This window comes from Helicobacter pylori, assembly GCF_003637685.1.
GTDB lineage: Bacteria > Campylobacterota > Campylobacteria > Campylobacterales > Helicobacteraceae > Helicobacter > Helicobacter pylori_CJ.
The window spans coordinates 120,124-137,486 of sequence record NZ_MVWW01000003.1; the positions used below are offsets into that span (position 1 = coordinate 120,124).

At 38.9% G+C, this 17,363-nt stretch carries 13 protein-coding genes and 1 other RNA gene; 4 read left to right on the top strand and 10 right to left on the bottom strand.

Going from position 1 to position 17,363, the window contains the following annotated elements; genetic code table 11:
- Positions 1-26: 26 nt before the first annotated feature.
- From EAL44_RS03545 to EAL44_RS03580, 8 genes are all read right to left on the bottom strand, one after another.
- Positions 27-590, bottom strand: coding sequence for an outer membrane beta-barrel protein (locus EAL44_RS03545; RefSeq protein WP_121074746.1), 564 nt, complete (start codon positions 588-590; stop codon positions 27-29).
- Positions 587-3,673, bottom strand: coding sequence for an efflux RND transporter permease subunit HefC (hefC, locus tag EAL44_RS03550; RefSeq protein WP_121074749.1), 3,087 nt, complete (start codon positions 3,671-3,673; stop codon positions 587-589). The genes EAL44_RS03545 and hefC overlap by 4 nt, the downstream gene beginning before the upstream one ends.
- Before the next feature lie 12 nt (positions 3,674-3,685).
- Positions 3,686-4,390, bottom strand: a complete 705-nt coding sequence (gene hefB, locus EAL44_RS03555) for an efflux RND transporter periplasmic adaptor subunit HefB (RefSeq protein WP_121074752.1) — start codon at positions 4,388-4,390, stop codon at positions 3,686-3,688.
- A 10-nt stretch (positions 4,391-4,400) separates the two neighbouring features.
- Positions 4,401-5,834, bottom strand: coding sequence for an efflux RND transporter outer membrane subunit HefA (hefA, locus tag EAL44_RS03560; protein ID WP_121074755.1), 1,434 nt, complete (start codon positions 5,832-5,834; stop codon positions 4,401-4,403).
- Positions 5,835-5,843: 9 nt separating this feature from the next.
- Positions 5,844-6,863, bottom strand: a complete 1,020-nt coding sequence (hemE, locus tag EAL44_RS03565; RefSeq protein ID WP_162970342.1) for a uroporphyrinogen decarboxylase — start codon at positions 6,861-6,863, stop codon at positions 5,844-5,846.
- A 68-nt stretch (positions 6,864-6,931) separates the two neighbouring features.
- Positions 6,932-7,549, bottom strand: coding sequence for a hypothetical protein (locus EAL44_RS03570; protein WP_162970343.1), 618 nt, complete (start codon positions 7,547-7,549; stop codon positions 6,932-6,934).
- Positions 7,546-8,202, bottom strand: a complete 657-nt coding sequence (locus tag EAL44_RS03575; protein ID WP_121074761.1) for a 3-methyladenine DNA glycosylase — start codon at positions 8,200-8,202, stop codon at positions 7,546-7,548. Before EAL44_RS03575 ends, EAL44_RS03570 begins: the two co-directional genes overlap by 4 nt.
- Before the next feature lie 117 nt (positions 8,203-8,319).
- Positions 8,320-9,852, bottom strand: a complete 1,533-nt coding sequence (locus EAL44_RS03580) for a flagellin A (RefSeq protein ID WP_121074764.1) — start codon at positions 9,850-9,852, stop codon at positions 8,320-8,322.
- A gap of 169 nt (positions 9,853-10,021) precedes the next feature.
- Here EAL44_RS03580 and EAL44_RS03585 point away from each other — a divergent pair, with 169 nt between their 5' ends.
- From EAL44_RS03585 to pbp1a, 4 genes are all read left to right on the top strand, one after another.
- Positions 10,022-11,791, top strand: a complete 1,770-nt coding sequence (locus EAL44_RS03585) for an ATP-binding cassette domain-containing protein (RefSeq protein ID WP_240448880.1) — start codon at positions 10,022-10,024, stop codon at positions 11,789-11,791.
- 104 nt (positions 11,792-11,895) lie between these two features.
- Positions 11,896-13,197, top strand: coding sequence for a chemotaxis chemoreceptor TlpD (tlpD, locus tag EAL44_RS03590; protein WP_121074770.1), 1,302 nt, complete (start codon positions 11,896-11,898; stop codon positions 13,195-13,197).
- Positions 13,198-13,219: 22 nt separating this feature from the next.
- Positions 13,220-14,341, top strand: a complete 1,122-nt coding sequence (locus EAL44_RS03595; protein ID WP_121074773.1) for an aminotransferase class I/II-fold pyridoxal phosphate-dependent enzyme — start codon at positions 13,220-13,222, stop codon at positions 14,339-14,341.
- Complete coding sequence (gene pbp1a, locus EAL44_RS03600; protein ID WP_121074776.1) at positions 14,342-16,327, top strand: penicillin-binding protein 1A; 1,986 nt, start codon at positions 14,342-14,344, stop codon at positions 16,325-16,327. It begins immediately after the preceding gene.
- A gap of 2 nt (positions 16,328-16,329) precedes the next feature.
- Here pbp1a and EAL44_RS03605 read toward each other — a convergent pair whose 3' ends face one another.
- Both EAL44_RS03605 and rnpB read right to left on the bottom strand, forming a co-directional pair.
- Positions 16,330-16,908, bottom strand: coding sequence for a tumor necrosis factor alpha-inducing protein (locus EAL44_RS03605; protein ID WP_108393307.1), 579 nt, complete (start codon positions 16,906-16,908; stop codon positions 16,330-16,332).
- 125 nt (positions 16,909-17,033) lie between these two features.
- An RNA gene (gene rnpB / locus EAL44_RS03610) (RNase P RNA component class A) lies at positions 17,034-17,349 on the bottom strand.
- Positions 17,350-17,363: the final 14 nt, after the last annotated feature.

Consider the following 17,363-nt stretch of genomic DNA (forward strand, 5'->3'; position numbering starts at 1 on the left):
TAGTTACTTTCTGTAATACACCTCCTTTAAAAAGCGTAACTATAACTCGCATGGATAAAAACGCTCTCTAAAAAATAAGAATTTTTAAAAGAATTTCTAGTCTTTGAAAAAGGGATCTTAGCCCCAAGCTCTACGCGGTGGTGTTTGTCAATCGTGCTGCCAAGCCCTACATTAAACAAGCCGTTATAACCCATAAACGAACTATTCTTCATGCCTAAATGGTTATTTTGATAAAAATACCCTATCCCAAGCCCTCCATACACCCCAAAGCTGTATTTTTTGTAAGTGTAAAAATCGCTTAACACATCAATATTTAAACTCAATAAAGAAGTGTTAATCGTGTGCAATGCGGTGGGTTTGATTGCCATAAGGTAGGAAAATTCACCCCTTAGCGCTAGAGCTTTAAAAAAAGCGAATTGATACCCTCCTTTAGCCCCCCATAAAAAAGCCGTATAAGAAGAATCACTAGCCGGTTTTATTTGAATAGGGGCTAAACCCACCATAGCCCCAAAATAAATATGACTTTTTTTAGGCTCAAACGCCCCTAACAAGCCCACCCATAAAGCCAAAATGAAAGCAATCTTTTTCATTCTAAAGTTTTTTGGTTTTGATAAAACCGCTTGATTTTGTCGTCTATGGGAGCGAGCAAACGATAAAACACCGGCACAATGAGTAAGCTTAACACCATAGAAATCATTAAGCCCCCACTCATCGCAATCCCTATAGGAGACTTCATCGCTGATCCATCCCCACTCGCTAACGCTAAAGGCAGCATGCCGCAAACCATCGCAATGGTCGTCATTAAAATCGGTCTTAAACGGGTTTTGCCGGCAAATAAAATGGCTTCTTGGATATTCAAACCTTTTTTACGCTCTTCATTCGCCACATCAATTAAAAGCGTGGCGTTTTTACCCACCATACCAATGAGCAAAATCAAGCCTATCATAGAGAACATGCTCAAAGGCTGATGCACTAAACCTAGAGCAAAAAACGCCCCTGAAAAGCTTAAAGGCATGGTAACCATGATAATAAAAGGCTCTAAAATGGACTCATACAACGCCGCTAAGATCATATAAATCAGCACAAACGCTGTCGCTAAAGCGACTAAAAACTCCCCATTGCTCTCTTTGGCGTTATCCGCTTCTCCGGTAAATCTGTAATTCGCCCCTTCAACCAGCCATTCTTTAGTGTTTTTACTCACTTGCGTTAAAATCTCGCCCAAAGAAACGCCCGCATTCCTATTAGGCTCAGCAAGCACCGTAACGCTGCGCTGACGGTTATAGCGAGAAATACTAGACGGGCTTTTAGTTTCTGTGATTTCCACTAAAGCGTCTAAAAACATCAATTTATCGTATTTGTTGCGCACTTGCAAGCGTTTGATGTCTTCTACAGAAACGCGCTTGTCATCAGGCACTCTGATGATCATGTCGTATTCTTTACCATCTTCTTTGAACACGCTCGCTTGAGAAGTCCCAGAAAAAGCAGAGCTCACCACCGAGCCAATGGTTTGAGCGCTCACGCCGTATTTGTTAGCGTTTTGTCTTAAGATTTTGAGTTGCAATTGCGGTTGCGATTCGCTCGTGCTTGTATGGTAGCTCTCAACCTTGCCTTTTAATTCAGGGCTTTCTAATAAGAATTTTCTCAAATTCTCCACGCTTTTATCCACCGCTTCTTGAGAATGGGAGAACACAAAGGTTTGAAAGGGCGAACTATCCCCACCACCCCCTATAAGAGCAACTTCAGAAAGATTAATACTATCTAAACCTTTAGCTTCAGGCATGCTTCTCAACTCTTTCCTTAAAGCGCTCATCAACTCAAATTGCCCCAATTGATGCTCTTTTTTACGCTCTTTTAAAGGCTTGAGTTGTACAAAAATCTTCGCTCTAAAAGGGTTTTGCGAGGTGCCATAACCCACTTGCAAGGTGGTAAATTCCACTTCATCATGTTTTTCAATCGCTTCTTGAAAGATCTTACTCTTTTGTGTCATGTAATCTATGCTCACGCCCGGTTTAGCCTTAAGCCACACTTGAAACCTCCCCCTATCTTCTTTAAGCATGAAATCCATACCCAATTTAGAAGCCACAAAAAGCGAACCCACAAACACCAAAACCACCGCTATAAAGATAATGAGCTTGTGGTTTAATACCCATTGGAGCAATCTGGTATAACGAGACTCTAAAGCCTTAAAAAAAGGCTCACTCCACACATAAAAACGAGAATGCCTAGGATTGACCACGACTGAGCTTACCATGGGGATAATCGTAACGACCACCACATATGATAGAGCGATCGCTAAAGCCACCGTGATCCCAAAGCTTTGGAAAAAGCGCCCAATAATGCCTTTCATGTTCCCTATAGGCACAAACACAGAGAGCAGCATCGCTGAAATCGCTACTAGAGCAAAGCCAATTTCCCTCACCCCCTCATAGCTCGCTTTTCGTTTGTTCATGCCCATTTCTAGCTTTTTATGGATGTTTTCAATCACCACGATCGCATCATCAATGATAATCCCTATCGCTAGCGTTAAAGCCACCATGGTGAGCATGTTTAATGAAAAACCCATCCATTGAATGAGCGCAAAAGTCCCCATGATAGAAATAGGGATAGAGACCGCTGAAACAAGGGTGATCGTGCCGTTACGCAAGAACGCAAACACCACCAAAACCGCTAAAATCGCTCCTAAGACTAGGTCAAATTTCACGTCTTCAATAGAGGTGCGGATATAGCTCGTGGTGTCTAAAAAAGGCCTGATTTCATAGTTGGGGCTTATGGCTTGGATGTGTTTTAAGGCTTCATACACCCTATCCACGATTTCAATTTCATTCGCTCCCGCAATCTTTTGGATTTCTAAAATCACACCGGGTTTGTCTTTAAAGCTCGCAAAAGTGTTGTCTTCTTCCAAACCGATTTCAATTTTTGCAATATCCCCAAGACGCACATGATTACCCACTTGGATCTTTTCCACATCCGCCACGCTATAACTATTCGCATTGATTAAAATAGACAATTCCCTTTGGCTATTGACAATGCGCCCCCCATCAATTTCCACATTCTCCGCTTTAAGCGTGCTGAAAAGATCCGCATAAGTCAGGTTGTATTTATTCATCAAAGTGGGATCGGCATAAATCCTAATCTGACGCTCCCTAAAGCCGTTAAGTTGCACGCCCCCTACCCCATTGATTTTTTGGAGCATGGGTTTAATGGTGTTTTTAGCGTAATCGTTAAGGGTTGTAGCTGGCACGCTTGAACTGCTCACAAACAATGAAATAATAGCTTGGCTGTCGGTATCAAATTTATTGATAGAGGGTTTTTTAATGTTGGAGTCATCAAAACGCACCGAAGAAATTTTATTCACCACATCGTTTAGGGCTTCTTCATTAGGTTTTTCTAATTCAAATTCAATGACGACGATACTCACATTTTTAGAACTCGTGGAAGTAACCTTTTTGATCCCATCAATCCCCATCACCGCTTCTTCAATCTTATCGGTTACCTTACTCTCTATGATTTCAGCGCTAGCCCCAGGATAAGTCGTAGTAACCACCACCGTAGGCATATCAATTTTAGGGAAAAGCGCCACGCTCAATTTTTTAAAACCCATAGTCCCAAAAAAGACAATCGCCAAAGCAAACATCAAGGTCGTAATAGGACGATTAATCGCTGTTTTATACATCAAAATACCCTATTACTTCGTTTGGATAAACCCATCGCCAAAAAGCCCCACTGCCATAGGCTTAGATAAAAGGGCTTCAGCGCTCACTTTTCGTGTGTTTTCATCAACGGTGGGGTAAATCTTAGTGATTTTAATTTCATGTTGATTGGAATCCCCATCTATAGAATAAGTGTAAGTATCCCCTACTTTGACCGCATTAATATATTTAGAATCAAATTCAATGACTAATTTCCTGGCATGGCTGACTAATCTCAGTAACACCGTGCTGTTCGCGCTCACCCCCTCGCCCACTTGAATGTTTTTGCTCGCTATCACGCCATCAAAAGGAGCTCTTAAAATGGTTTTATTCAATACCGCAATAGAATAAGCGTAATCTGATTCCAAGCGTTTATAAGCAAATTCATAACTCTCTAGAGTGTTTTTATCCACAGCGCCCCCAATTTTGCTGTATCGTTGGTATTGCTTTTTAGCGAAAATGAGTTGTTGCTCGGTAGAATCGCTTTGGGCCTGTTTGTCTTGATTATACAAAAGCAACAAAACATCGCCCTTTTTGACCACGCTCCCCTCAGTAACCTTAATGCTATCCACAATCCCTGTGCTATCTAAGGTGAGTTTGGAATCTTGCATCGCTTTCACATTGAAAATCGCATACACTTTTTCGCCAGCTTCCATGCTCAAAAAACTCAAAAAAAGTCCTATTAAAATTTTTCGTATCATTTTCATTCCCTTAATGCACATAGTCGTCTATCTTATGCCCGCTGTTGAAAATGTAATTGGCTTTTTGCACTTCATAATTGTTGAGCGCTAAATTGTAAGCCACTTCCGCATCAAAGCGCGTGGTTAAACCCCTTAAATAGGTGGTGAAATCCACTAAATTAGCGTCGTATTTCCTTTTAATATTGGCAAAAGAAAGATTAGCCGCATCCAAACTAGCCTTAGAAGATTCAATCTTAGCTCTGGCAATATCAAGCGATTTTCTGTAAAGCTGTTCGTCTTTTTCTTGCTCTAATTTTTTATACGCTAAATTCTTTTCGTTCGCTAATTGACCTAGCATGATGGATTGTTTTTGCAAGCTCAAGCCTATATCATCAAAAATATTCAAAGTCGCAGTAACCCCAGCCGTATTTTGCTGATTGGGGTAGAAATTCCCAAAACGCCCTGTGGCATAAGCGGGTTTTTGGATCCAAAAAAGCCATGAGTCAAACACATCTATCTTGGGGTAATAATTGAGTTGCTTGTTTTGGTATCTGAGTGCAGAAATTTGCTCTCTTAAAGAAACTAAATCTTTTCGTTCTCTTAATTGCAAAATAGGCGCATCAATCGTGGTCTTTTTTAAATTTTTCACGCTAAGATTAGTGAGGTATTCCAAAGTCAAGCGGTTTTGCTCCAAAGCAAATTGCATGTCCAAAATATCGTATTCGCTCAAATTTCCTTGCGCTTTCAAGCTTTGCAAATCATCAATGGTCGTTAGCCCTTTATCATAGAGTTTGGTAACCCTTTTAATGTCTGTTTTGATTTGCTCTAATTTCTTTTGTAAAGCGATCATGCGAGCCAAATTATTAAAATACTCGTAGTATTGTTGCACCACTTGCAAAAATATGCTTTGGCGGTTATATTCTAAAGTGGCTACATTGGAGCGGTAAGTGGCAGACTTTTCTTTGACATTATTCACATCGCTAAAGCCGTTAAACACATTCAATTTGACTTGAGCTTGGAGTTCTTGGGTGTTATAATGCTTATATTCTGGAGTATCTCTGTTTTCATTTTTAAAGTTATAACTCGCGTTCAAAGTGGGCAAAAACATCGCTTTGGCGATGGTATGGTTTTTCATCGCTTGCTTGACACTGAGTTCTTGCGCTTGCAAACTGAGGTTAGTGGTAGCCCCCTTTAGCAATTCATAAAGCCCCAAAGCGGCTTTATCGCTTTTTTCATGGTATTTAGCGATCTCTTGATTGATCGTGGTCGCCGTTTCTTTAGGCGAGGATAAAAAATTCGGTGTTGCTTCTAAAGAACTTGTCGGCGGATCAATGAGCTTTAAATTCTTGTGGCTGTAATTGTTAAGGATTTGCTTGATTTCATCTGGGGTTTTAGAGGGGGTTTGCGCTAGAGTTAGAGTAACACACAAGCCCCATAAACTCGCATATCTTATAATAGTTTTCATCAAGCCCCCCTATCGCCTGGTTTTAGCATGCACTAATTGCACTAAATATTTTGCGTTTTCTCTGGGCAAATCCGGCAGCATCCCATGCCCTAAATTAAAAATATGCCCTTGATTGCCCATGACTTTTAAAATCTTTTCAACGCCTTCTTCCAAAGCGTTTTTATCATAGAGGCGGGTGGGCTCTAAATTCCCTTGCAAAACATATTTATCGCCTAAAATCTTTTTTGCTGTCTCTAAAGGCGTACCCCAATCCACGCCAAACACATCAAATTCCCCATCTATGCTATCAAAATAAGCGCCAATCCCTTTAGGGAAAAGGATAACCGGGATATGCGCATAGCGTTTTTTAAGCTCTTTAGAGATTTTTTTCAAATAATCCCAACTGAATTTCAAATACGCTTCTTTTTCTAAAGCGCTAGCCCATGAGTCAAAGATCATCACCGCATTGACCCCTGCTTGGATTTGAAGGCTCAAATACTCTATCAACTCAAGGCTTAATTTTTCTAAAAGCGCTTCTAAAACTTCAGGCTCGCTATAAAGCATTTTCTTGCTTTTGGCATACGATTTGCTCCCCTCGCCTTCTATCATGTAAGTCGCTAAAGTCCAAGGCGATCCGCAAAAGCCGATCAACGCTTTCTCTTTAGAAAGTTTTTGGCGCGTTTGAGAAATCGTATCATAGACATAGTTTAGTTGTTTATAAGCCCCAACTTTCAAGTTTTCCACGCTTTTTAAATCCGTAATCGTCTCTAAAAAATGCGGCCCCTTTTTGGGGATAAACTCCAAATTCAAGCCCATTTCCAAAGGCACTACTAAAATATCGCTAAATAAAATAGCCGCATCCACGCCTAAAATCTCTACCGGCTGTAAGGTAACTTCTGTGGCTAGATCGCTATTTTGACACAATTCCAAGAAACTCCCCGCTTTTTTACGGCTTTCTTGGTATTCGCTAAGGTAACGCCCCGCTTGTCTCATCATCCAAATGGGCGTGTAAGGCGTTTCTTTTTTAAAACATGCGTCAATGAAAATCATCATAAATCCTTAAAGGTTTGTCTAATTATTGTTTTTATACTCTATAGTTAGTTTTTAAAACGAATATTTTACCCTAAAAATCTAGTAAAATCATAAAAGGTGAAAGTGATACCGATAGAATAGATATTCAATCGTGGCGTGCCAAAGGCTTTAGAAAATTTGCTTTGGATAAAATAAAAAGGAATACCGCCCCTTGCTTCTATACTCAAGCCAAAATTTTTAGCCGCATTGAAAAACAACCCCACGCTCCCCACTGCTGATTGGATATTGAATTGATACTTATCAATCTTAGCCCCTAAAATTTGGAGCTGATAGCCTAAGGCGATTTTAGGGATAACCCACCCCTTAAAAAGCCTAACCCCAGCCATAAACCCAGCGCTCATGAAATACGAATCGCCCATTCCTGCATCCAAATACCCCCCTAATAAAGCGTTCTTTTTTAAAATATATCCTGCCTGAAAGCCTAAAGAAGCGTCATGGTAAGTTTTATCCATTAAAATAGGAGAGCGGTTTTTAGGGCGGATAGGGGATCTTTTAGTCGTTTGGGCATGCTGATAAAGATAGCCGATTTTAAAAGAGCCAAAATATTTTTTAGTAGGCTCTAAAGGTTTAAAGAAATTTAAATCCTTTTTGGCCAATAAAACCCCTTTCAAAAGGCTTAAGATTAAGAAAAATCTAAAAATCAAAGCTTTAATTCCAATTTTTGTTTGGAAAATTCTACAATCTTTCCATGGAATCTCGCATAAAGTTGCGCTAGAGAAATGCTGTTTTCATAAAGCGCTAAAGCGGCTTTTAAATTCTCTTGAACGCCTTTTTCAAAAAAATGTTGCAATTCGTCATAATCTTCTATCTCTATGCCTAATTTTTTTAAAAAAAGATAGCTGTATTTATCCACCACCATCACTTCTTTAGCACACGCATAGCATAAAATCGCATCCGCGCTTTCTTTACCAATGCCTTTTTGATCTAAAAGCCACTCTCTAGTTACTTCTTGTTTAAAATTTTCAAAACTTTGAAAGTCTTTTAAAATATTCTTACTCAAAGCAATCAGTCGTTTGGCTTTTTGGTTATAAAACCCGCTAGGGCGGACACACTCTGCAAGCTTTGAAAACTCTATAGAAACGATTTTTTTAAGATTGGTTTCATCATCATTTTCTAAAATAAAAGCGTTTTTTAGATTTTCTAAAGATTTCACAACGGCTTCAAATTTAGTGTTTTGCGTTAAAACCGCCCCTAATAAAGCTTCAAATTTCAAAGCGTTAGGCCACCACCAACTAGGGGCGTTTTTCAATAAATCCAAGCTCTTTAAAGCCTTTAAAATCTCAAAACTATCCAACACAATAACCGCCTATGATAAAAAGAAATCAAAAAGAGTATTTTATTGAAAAAGAAGCAAAAATTAAAGCGAAAAGCCAACGCTTAAAGCGTTAGCCCCATACAAACACCTTTCTTAAAACTAAGTTAAAAGCCTTAAGATATTTTGTTGAACGGTATTGGCTTGACTCATCGCATAGCTACCTGATTGCGCCAAAATGTTGTTTTTGTTGAAATTCGCGCTCTCTTCAGCGAAATCCACATCCCTGATTTGAGATTCAGCCGCTTTAACATTCACTTGAGTGATGCTGATGTTATTCACGGTGCTAATCATTTGATTTTGCACAGAACCTAAATCAGAGCGAACTTTATCCAACATTTTCATCGCAGACTCGGCAATATCAATCACCACCATCGCGCCTCTTAAGGTTGTAACCCCAGCTCCCAAGCTTTGGTTACCGCTAGCGATCACGGCGTTATAGTTCGCGCCACTGGCTGATTTGACATTAGCGTTAAAATTCCCGGTAACATCGCGCAAATTCACCGTGGTTTCCGCCACTTGAGATTCCCCAAAACCAATCGCTGTGAAGCCTAAATGTTGCGAGTCAGAAGCTGAAACGACATTGATGCTTTTAGCGTCTAATCGTGTGAGAGAAAGCCGCCCATAGTTAGTAGAGCCTTTTGTTAAATCCTGACCGCCATTAACCATCGTTAAAGCACTAGGCCCGTTACTGACGCTATCGGTTTTGATTTCAATCCCACGGCCATCTAAACTGCGCAAATTCAAGCGCCCGTTTTGATCCGTATAAGCTTCCACGCCGGTTTCTGAAGTAACCGCATTGATCGCTGCGACTAACCTTCCGTCTGAGTCGTTTTTCTTAATATCTGCAATATTGCCCAAATGAATCCCGTTTAAGGTTAAATTACTCAAACTTCCTGATTGGACCGCCACATCGCTCGTAGTGATAACATTCGCATAAGCCTTAACCCCTGTTTGGTTAGAGTTTTTGTTGATCACTTCTGCTAACACGCCGATCCCTGTGCCTGCTGAACTAGAGACTTTCACGCTCTCTAAAGTTACATCATTCACGCCATCCACTTGTTTAAAAGTCAAGCTAATATCCCCAGAAGCCGTGATTAACGCGCCTGTAGCGATACGAACCTGACCGATTTTATCGGAAGTGGTAGAGCCGATAGAAGCCTTAATGCTTTGGTTAGAATAAGCCCCTACTTGGAATTCTTTGTTAGTGAATTGACCAGACAATAACGCCTGCCCGTTATAAGTAGTCGTGTTACCAATATTATCTAAACCTTGAATCAAACGAACGATGTCAGATTGAATCGCTTTACGAGATTCCGTAGTTTGCCCGTCTTGAGCCGCTTGAGTCGCTTTAACCTTAACGGTGTCTAAGATTTTTAACTGCTCATCCATAGCCTTATCCGCAACCTGGATAATCCCCATGCCGTCATTCGTGTTGGCAATCGCTTGACCCAAACTGCTCGCTTGTGAACGCAAAGAATCCGCTACCGTCATGCCTGATGCGTCATCAGCCGCTTTATTAATCCTTAAACCTGAACTCAATCGCTCCAATGAAGTTTTAAGCGCATTTTGAGTGAGTGCGGATTGCACATGCGCATTCATCGCATTGATATTTGTATTGACCTGAAAAGCCATTGTTGTAACTCCTTGTTATAAAAAACCCAAAGGCATCCTTGCTTTTGGTTGGAACTATTATCGGTTAAAGTTTGAAATTTTAAAGGGCTTTATTTTTTAAAAATAAAATTAGGGGAATGAAAATGGGTTATAATAAAGAAAATTTTATTATTGATGAATGCAGACACCAATGGATACCATAAAAAACATTCCATTAAGGACTTTTGTTTCACTCTATAAAAGCTCACCAAAATGTGTTGTGTTGGCATCAATTACAGTGCTATTTATCGGCATTATTCCATCTATAAATATTCTTGTTATGATAAGATTGATTGATATTGTGGTAGACCTATTGCAAAATCATACGCATTTTGAATACAGCTTGCTGTTACCAACTTTGCTACTATGGGGAGTCTTGCTATTTTTAACGCATGTGTTCTCAGGAATTTTATCAAGCTTGCAAACCATTATTGCCGAACAATTTTCTATAAGCATCATCACTCAGCTTGCCAATAAACTCACACAGGTTAAAAATCTAAGTTTTTTTGAGGATAAAGACCATACTATCAAGCTTAACACTATCCATAATGGACTGCACATCCGCCCCCTAAATTATGTCAGTAATCTATTTTTTAACTTGCAACGCATTATAGGGCTTATTAGTCTATTTGGTATATTATTTTCTATTAGTATTTATCTACCCTTTATAATGATTTTTGCAACAGTGCCTTGCATTTTCATCTCCAACCATATAGCAAAAAAACATAGTGCTTCCATAGATAAGCTTCAAGACAAAAAAGAGAGCATACAAAATTATCTATATTCTGGACTAGATAACCAAAAGAACAAGGACAACCTATTATTTAACTTCATGCTAAATTTTCATCATAAATTTATTGAAAACAAAGAATTATATATCAATCATTTTGTGAAAATCGCCCAAAAAAACTTAATACTTACCATATATGCTGATATTTTAATCACTACTCTAAGTATCGCACTATTTTTTCTAATGGTTTTTATTATCCTTTCAAAATTAATTGGTGTGGGAGCAATTGCTGGGTATATCCAAGCATTTAGCTCTACCCAACAGCAACTACAAGATTTATCATTTTATGGAAAGTGGTTTTTTGCTATCAATAAATACTTTGAAAATTATTTCTGTATTTTAGATTACAAAATGCCAAAACCAGAAACACAAATCAGATTAGAAGAAAAAATCCATAGCATTACATTTGAAAATATTAGTTTCTCTTATCCTAATTCAAAACTTATTTTTGAAAACTTTAATCTCTCTTTACACTCTGATAAAATTTATGCACTAGTCGGCAAGAATGCTAGCGGAAAAACTACGCTGATTAAATTATTGTTAGGGTTTTATATCCCAAATTCAGGTCAAATTATTATCAATAACAAATACTCGTTACAGGATTTAGAGCTAAACAGCTACCACCAACAAATGAGTGCCATATTCCAAGATTTTTCTCTTTATGCTGGGTATAGCATTGATGATAATCTTTTCATGCAAAACAACCCCACAAGAGAGCAATTAAAGCAAAAGAGAGAAATGCTAAAATCTTTTGATGAAAATTTTCAAAATTGTCTTAATGATTATAGCAACGCATTATTTGGAACACAATATAATGGGGTAGATTTTTCTTTAGGTCAAAAGCAACGCATAGCTACCATAAGAGCCTTTTTAAAACCAAGTAATTGCATTGTTTTAGATGAGCCAAGCAGTGCCATCGATCCCATTATGGAAAAAGAGTTTTTAGATTTTATTTTTAAAAAATCGCAATCTAAAATGGCTTTAATTATCACACACCGCATGAATAGTGTCAAGCAAACTGATGAAATTATCGTGTTAGATCAAGGCAAACTAATAGAACAGGGCAACTTTGAAACCCTTATAAAGAAACAGGGATTATTTTACGAATTGTTTTTGAAACAACAATACTAACGAGCGGTTGAACGCTTCCTTGATTTTAAACGCTATTTCAAAAAATGTTTGGTTATTTTTAGGTATAATCTCAAAAGATTCAAATTTAAATAAGGGATACTACCATGTTTGGGAATAAGCAGTTGCAACTCCAAATCAGTCAAAAAGATTCTGAAATTGCGGAGTTAAAAAAAGAAGTCAATCTCTATCAAAACCTTTTAAATTTGTGTTTGCATGAAGGTTTTGTGGGTATTAAAAACAATAAAGTCGTTTTTAAGAGCGGGAATCTTGCAAGCTTAAACAATTTAGAAGAACAAAGCGTTCATTTTAAAGAAAATGCAGAGAGCGTTAATTTGCAAGGGGTTTCTTATTCTTTAAAAAGCCAAAATATTGACGGCGTGCAGTATTTTTCATTGGCTAAAAAAACAGGTTGTGTGGGGGAATACCATAAAAATGATTTGTTTAAGACTTTTTGCGCGAGCTTAAAAGAGGGCTTAGAGAACGCGCAAGAAAGCATGCAGTATTTCCATCAAGAAACAGGCTTGCTCTTGAATGCGGCTAAAAATGGCGAAGCGCATTCTACTGAAGGATTAGGGACCGTTAATAAAACGGGTCAAGACATTGAATCGCTTTATGAAAAGATGCAAAACGCCACTTCGCTAGCGGACTCTCTCAACCAACGGAGCAATGAAATCACTCAAGTCATTTCTTTGATTGATGATATTGCAGAGCAAACCAATCTCTTAGCCCTAAACGCCGCCATTGAAGCCGCACGAGCGGGCGAGCATGGGAGAGGGTTTGCGGTGGTGGCCGATGAGGTGAGAAAGCTCGCTGAAAAAACCCAAAAAGCCACTAAAGAAATCGCTGTCGTGGTTAAAAGCATGCAACAAGAAGCGAACGATATTCAAACCAACACCCACGATATTAATTCTATTGTAGGCTCTATTAAGGGTGATGTGGAAGAGCTTAAATCCACCGTGAAAAATAACATGATTGTCGCACAAGCCGCAAAATACACCATCTACAATATCAATAACCGGGTGTTTTGCGGTCTAGCCAAACTCGATCATGTGGTCTTTAAAAACAATCTTTATGGCATGGTCTTTGGTCTCAATTCCTTTGATATTACCAGCCATAAGAATTGCCGTTTAGGCAAATGGTATTATGAGGGCGCGGGTAAAGAAAACTTTGCTAACACTTCAGGCTATAGAGCTTTAGAAAGCCACCATGCGAGCGTGCATGCTGAAGCTAATGATTTGGTTAAAGCCGTTCAAGAAGACCACATTACCGATTCAAAATACCTAGAACATAAAGTGCATTTAATGGAAGATAGTGCTAAACATGTCAAAGAAAATATTGATAAGATGTTTTATGAAAAACAAGACGAACTCAATAAAATCATTGAAAAAATTCAAAAAGGCGAATGATTTTATTCAATGAAGTATTTTGATGTTTTCTAAATCCTTAGAAGCCCTACACCATGCCAAACGCTACCGCAAAAGAGAGTTGTTTGACCCTTTATTAAAGGATTACGCTTCTAATGATTATTTGGGTTTGAGCGTGAAAAAAGACTTGCTTCAAAACGCTTTTAATAAGCTCCAATCCTTTGTTTCTCATTCCCCCAAGGCTTCCATGCTAGTGAATGGCTACCACCCTTTGCATGCAGAATTAGAAGAACGATTAGCCAATTTGTTAGAATTTGAAAGCGCTCTTTTAGTGGGGAGTGGTTTTTTGGGTAATCTGGCTTTAATAGACACCCTTTTAGTCAAAAACGCCCTCTTATTCATGGACGAACACTACCATGCAAGCGGGATTTTTAGCACCAAAGCTAAACCTAATCAAGTGGTTTTTTTCTCGCACAATAACGCTAAAGATTTAAAACAAAAACTCTTTAACGCTCCTAAAAACAAGCTCAAATTCATAGCCATTGAGGGGGTTTATTCTATGGATGCGAGCGTCGCTCCTTATGATTTTTATGAGATCATTCAAGAGATTCCTAACGCTTTTTTAATCGTAGATGAAGCCCATAGTTTTGGGACTATCGGCGAAAATTTGTTGGGTTTTTTAGAATATTATCGCATCAAAGAAAAAGACAAAATCATTAAGCTCAGCACTTTTTCTAAAGCGCTTGCGAGCTATGGGGCATGTATTTTAGCCCCTTTACAAGTCATAGAGTTTTTAACCAATCGCGCTAAAAGCGTGATTTACACTACCGCTTTAAGCCTGTTAGACACCGCTTTAACTTTAGCCCATTTAGAATACTTTATCGCGCAAAAGCAAGAATTAAAAAATGAGCTTAGCAAACACCAACAGATTATTTTTGAAACCTTAGGCATTGAAACGCTTGCAGGATTTTTTACTTTAGAATTTGAAAACAATCCCGCTCTTTTAAACGCTCATCATTTTTTGAAAGAAAAAGGGTTTTTAGTGGGAGCTATCCGCCCCCCCACGGTTTCTAAACCCCTTTTACGAGTCTCTTTGTCCCTCAAAAACAGCCTAGAAGACACCAAAAAGCTTGCGAACACCCTTTTAGATTATTCTAAAATACAATCTTCTTTTAAGAGTGGTTAAATGCTAAAAAAGATTTTTTATGGTTTTATCGTTTTATTTTTGATTATCATAGGGTTGTTAGCCATTCTTATCGCTCAAGTTTGGGTAACTACGGATAAGGATATTGCTAAGATTAAAGATTATCGCCCGGGCGTCGCTTCACAGATTTTAGACCGAAAAGGGCGTTTGATCGCTAATATTTATGATAAGGAATTTCGTTTTTATGCGCGTTTTGAAGAAATCCCCCCACGATTTATTGAAAGCCTTCTAGCGGTAGAAGACACCCTCTTTTTTGAGCATGGGGGGATCAATTTAGACGCTATCATGCGCGCTATGATTAAAAACGCTAAAAGCGGTCGTTACACTGAAGGGGGTAGCACTCTAACCCAACAACTCGTTAAAAACATGGTGCTCACACGAGAAAAAACCCTAACCAGAAAGCTCAAAGAAGCTATCATCTCCATACGCATTGAAAAAGTCTTAAGCAAAGAAGAAATTTTAGAGCGTTATTTGAACCAAACTTTTTTTGGGCATGGGTATTATGGCGTGAAAACCGCAAGCTTAGGGTATTTTAAAAAACCCCTTGACAAACTCACGCTTAAAGAAATCACCATGTTAGTCGCCTTGCCCAGAGCTCCGAGTTTTTATGACCCTACCAAAAATTTAGAATTTTCACTTTCTAGGGCTAATGATATTTTAAGGCGGTTGTATTCTTTAGGCTGGATTTCTTCTAACGAGCTCAAATCCGCTCTCAATGAAGTGCCAATCGTCTATAACCAAACTTCCACGCAAAACATCGCTCCCTATGTCGTGGATGAAGTGTTGAAGCAATTGGATCAATTAGACGGGCTAAAAACTCAAGGCTATACCATAAAGATCACGATAGATTTGGATTACCAACGCTTAGCGTTAGAGTCCTTGCGTTTTGGGCATCAAAAAATCTTAGAAAAAATCGCTAAAGAAAAGCCAAAAACTAACGCATCTGATGAAGATGAAGACAACTTGAACGCCAGCATGATAGTTACAGACACGAGCACCGGTAAGATTTTAGCTTTAGTGGGGGGGATTGATTATAAAAAAAGCGCTTTCAATCGCGCCACACAAGCCAAACGGCAATTTGGGAGCGCGATCAAGCCCTTTGTGTATCAAATCGCTTTTGATAATGGCTATTCCACGACTTCTAAAATCCCTGATACCGCGCGGAACTTTGAAAATGGCAATTATAGCAAAAACAGCGAACAAAACCACGCATGGCACCCTAGCAATTATTCTCGCAAGTTTTTAGGGCTTGTAACCTTGCAAGAAGCCTTGAGCCATTCGTTAAATCTAGCCACGATCAATTTAAGCGATCAGCTTGGCTTTGAAAAAATTTATCAATCTTTAAGCGATATGGGGTTTAAAAACCTCCCTAAGGACTTGTCTATTGTGTTAGGGAGCTTTGCTATCTCGCCCATTGATGCGGCTGAAAAGTATTCTTTATTTTCTAATTACGGTGCCATGCTCAAACCCATGCTCATTGAAAGCATCACCAACCAACAAAACGAAGTCAAAACTTTCACGCCTATGGAAACCAAGAAAATCACTTCTAAAGAACAAGCCTTTTTAACCCTTTCAGTGCTGATGAATGCGGTAGAAAACGGCACAGGGCATTTAGCTCGCATTAAAGGTTTAGAAATCGCCGGTAAAACCGGGACTTCTAACAACAATATTGACGCTTGGTTCATTGGCTTTACCCCCACCTTACAAAGCGTGATCTGGTTTGGGAGAGACGATAATACGCCTATTAGCAAAGGAGCGACAGGGGGAGGGGGCGTTGTGAGCGCGCCTGTGTATTCGTATTTCATGCGCAATATTTTAGCGATTGAACCTTCTTTAAAAAGAAAGTTTGATGTCCCCAAAGGCTTGCGTAAAGAAATCGTGGATAAAATCCCCTACTATTCAACCCCAAACTCTATCACCCCCACCCCCAAAAGAACAGACGATAGCGAAGAACGCTTATTGTTCTAAGCCTACATGGCTATAGGGACTTTAATGTCTCCGTAATTGATAGAATCTTTAAAGATTTCTTCCACTTTAGAAACGAGAATACTCACCGCTTGATTGTCTAAAGACATTTTATGCAACCCTTCACTCAAAGCGTCCTTATCAAAAGAACGCGCGCGCACTAATGCAAACACTTCCTCATTGTTAGGATTGATATAAATGCCTAAACGATCCACATTCATCAAGCTATCATAAATGGGCTGTGTCATTTGGATAAACATTTCATTAGTGATTTTTTGCTTGATGCGGTTGGATTTAGAAAGGTAAGCCTCTTTGAGTTTATGCACAATATTTTGCGCCACTCTTATTGTCGCTCTCTTGGTAGCGATTTTTTCTATCTCTTCAGTTGTCTTACCATCCACAATGTGCGAGCTATCCACCCCTTGCGTGAGATACTGACTGCGATTTTGCAACATCCAATAAGGCACATCTTGCAAGAAAGAATTCCTTTGTGAAGTGTTTGGGCAAGTGCAAGCCTGCAACATCAAAACACCCAATCCGCATAAAACCAATTGCTTGCTTTTTAAAAAAGATTTTTCTAACACGCTATCCCCTTTGATTTTGATTTTACAGAGTGTAACACAAATCTTTAAGATTTTAAACAATAATTAGGTAAAAAATAAAAAAAAATAAAATGATTGAAACTTTATTAAAAAAAACCAACATGCAGTTAAGCATTAGAATAAGCCGGGTTCTGTCAATGGATGGCCATTTATCTGGGAAATATTTTGCAATATTCCTCAAGCGAAGCGTGTATCAATTTAGACTTACCATGCGCTTCTTGCTACAAATTGGGTTTGCCTAAACAAGCTAAATTGCTTTAGCTCTGGTGGGCTCTTACCCCACCCTTTCACCCTTACCTTAAAAAGGCGGTTTGCTTTCTGTGGCACTTTCCCTTAGCTTGCGCTAGCCATCCGTTAGATGGAATTTTGTCTAATGTAGCCCGGACTTTCCTCTATTCTAAAATAGCGACCATCTTCTAATGCGTTAATATATTAGA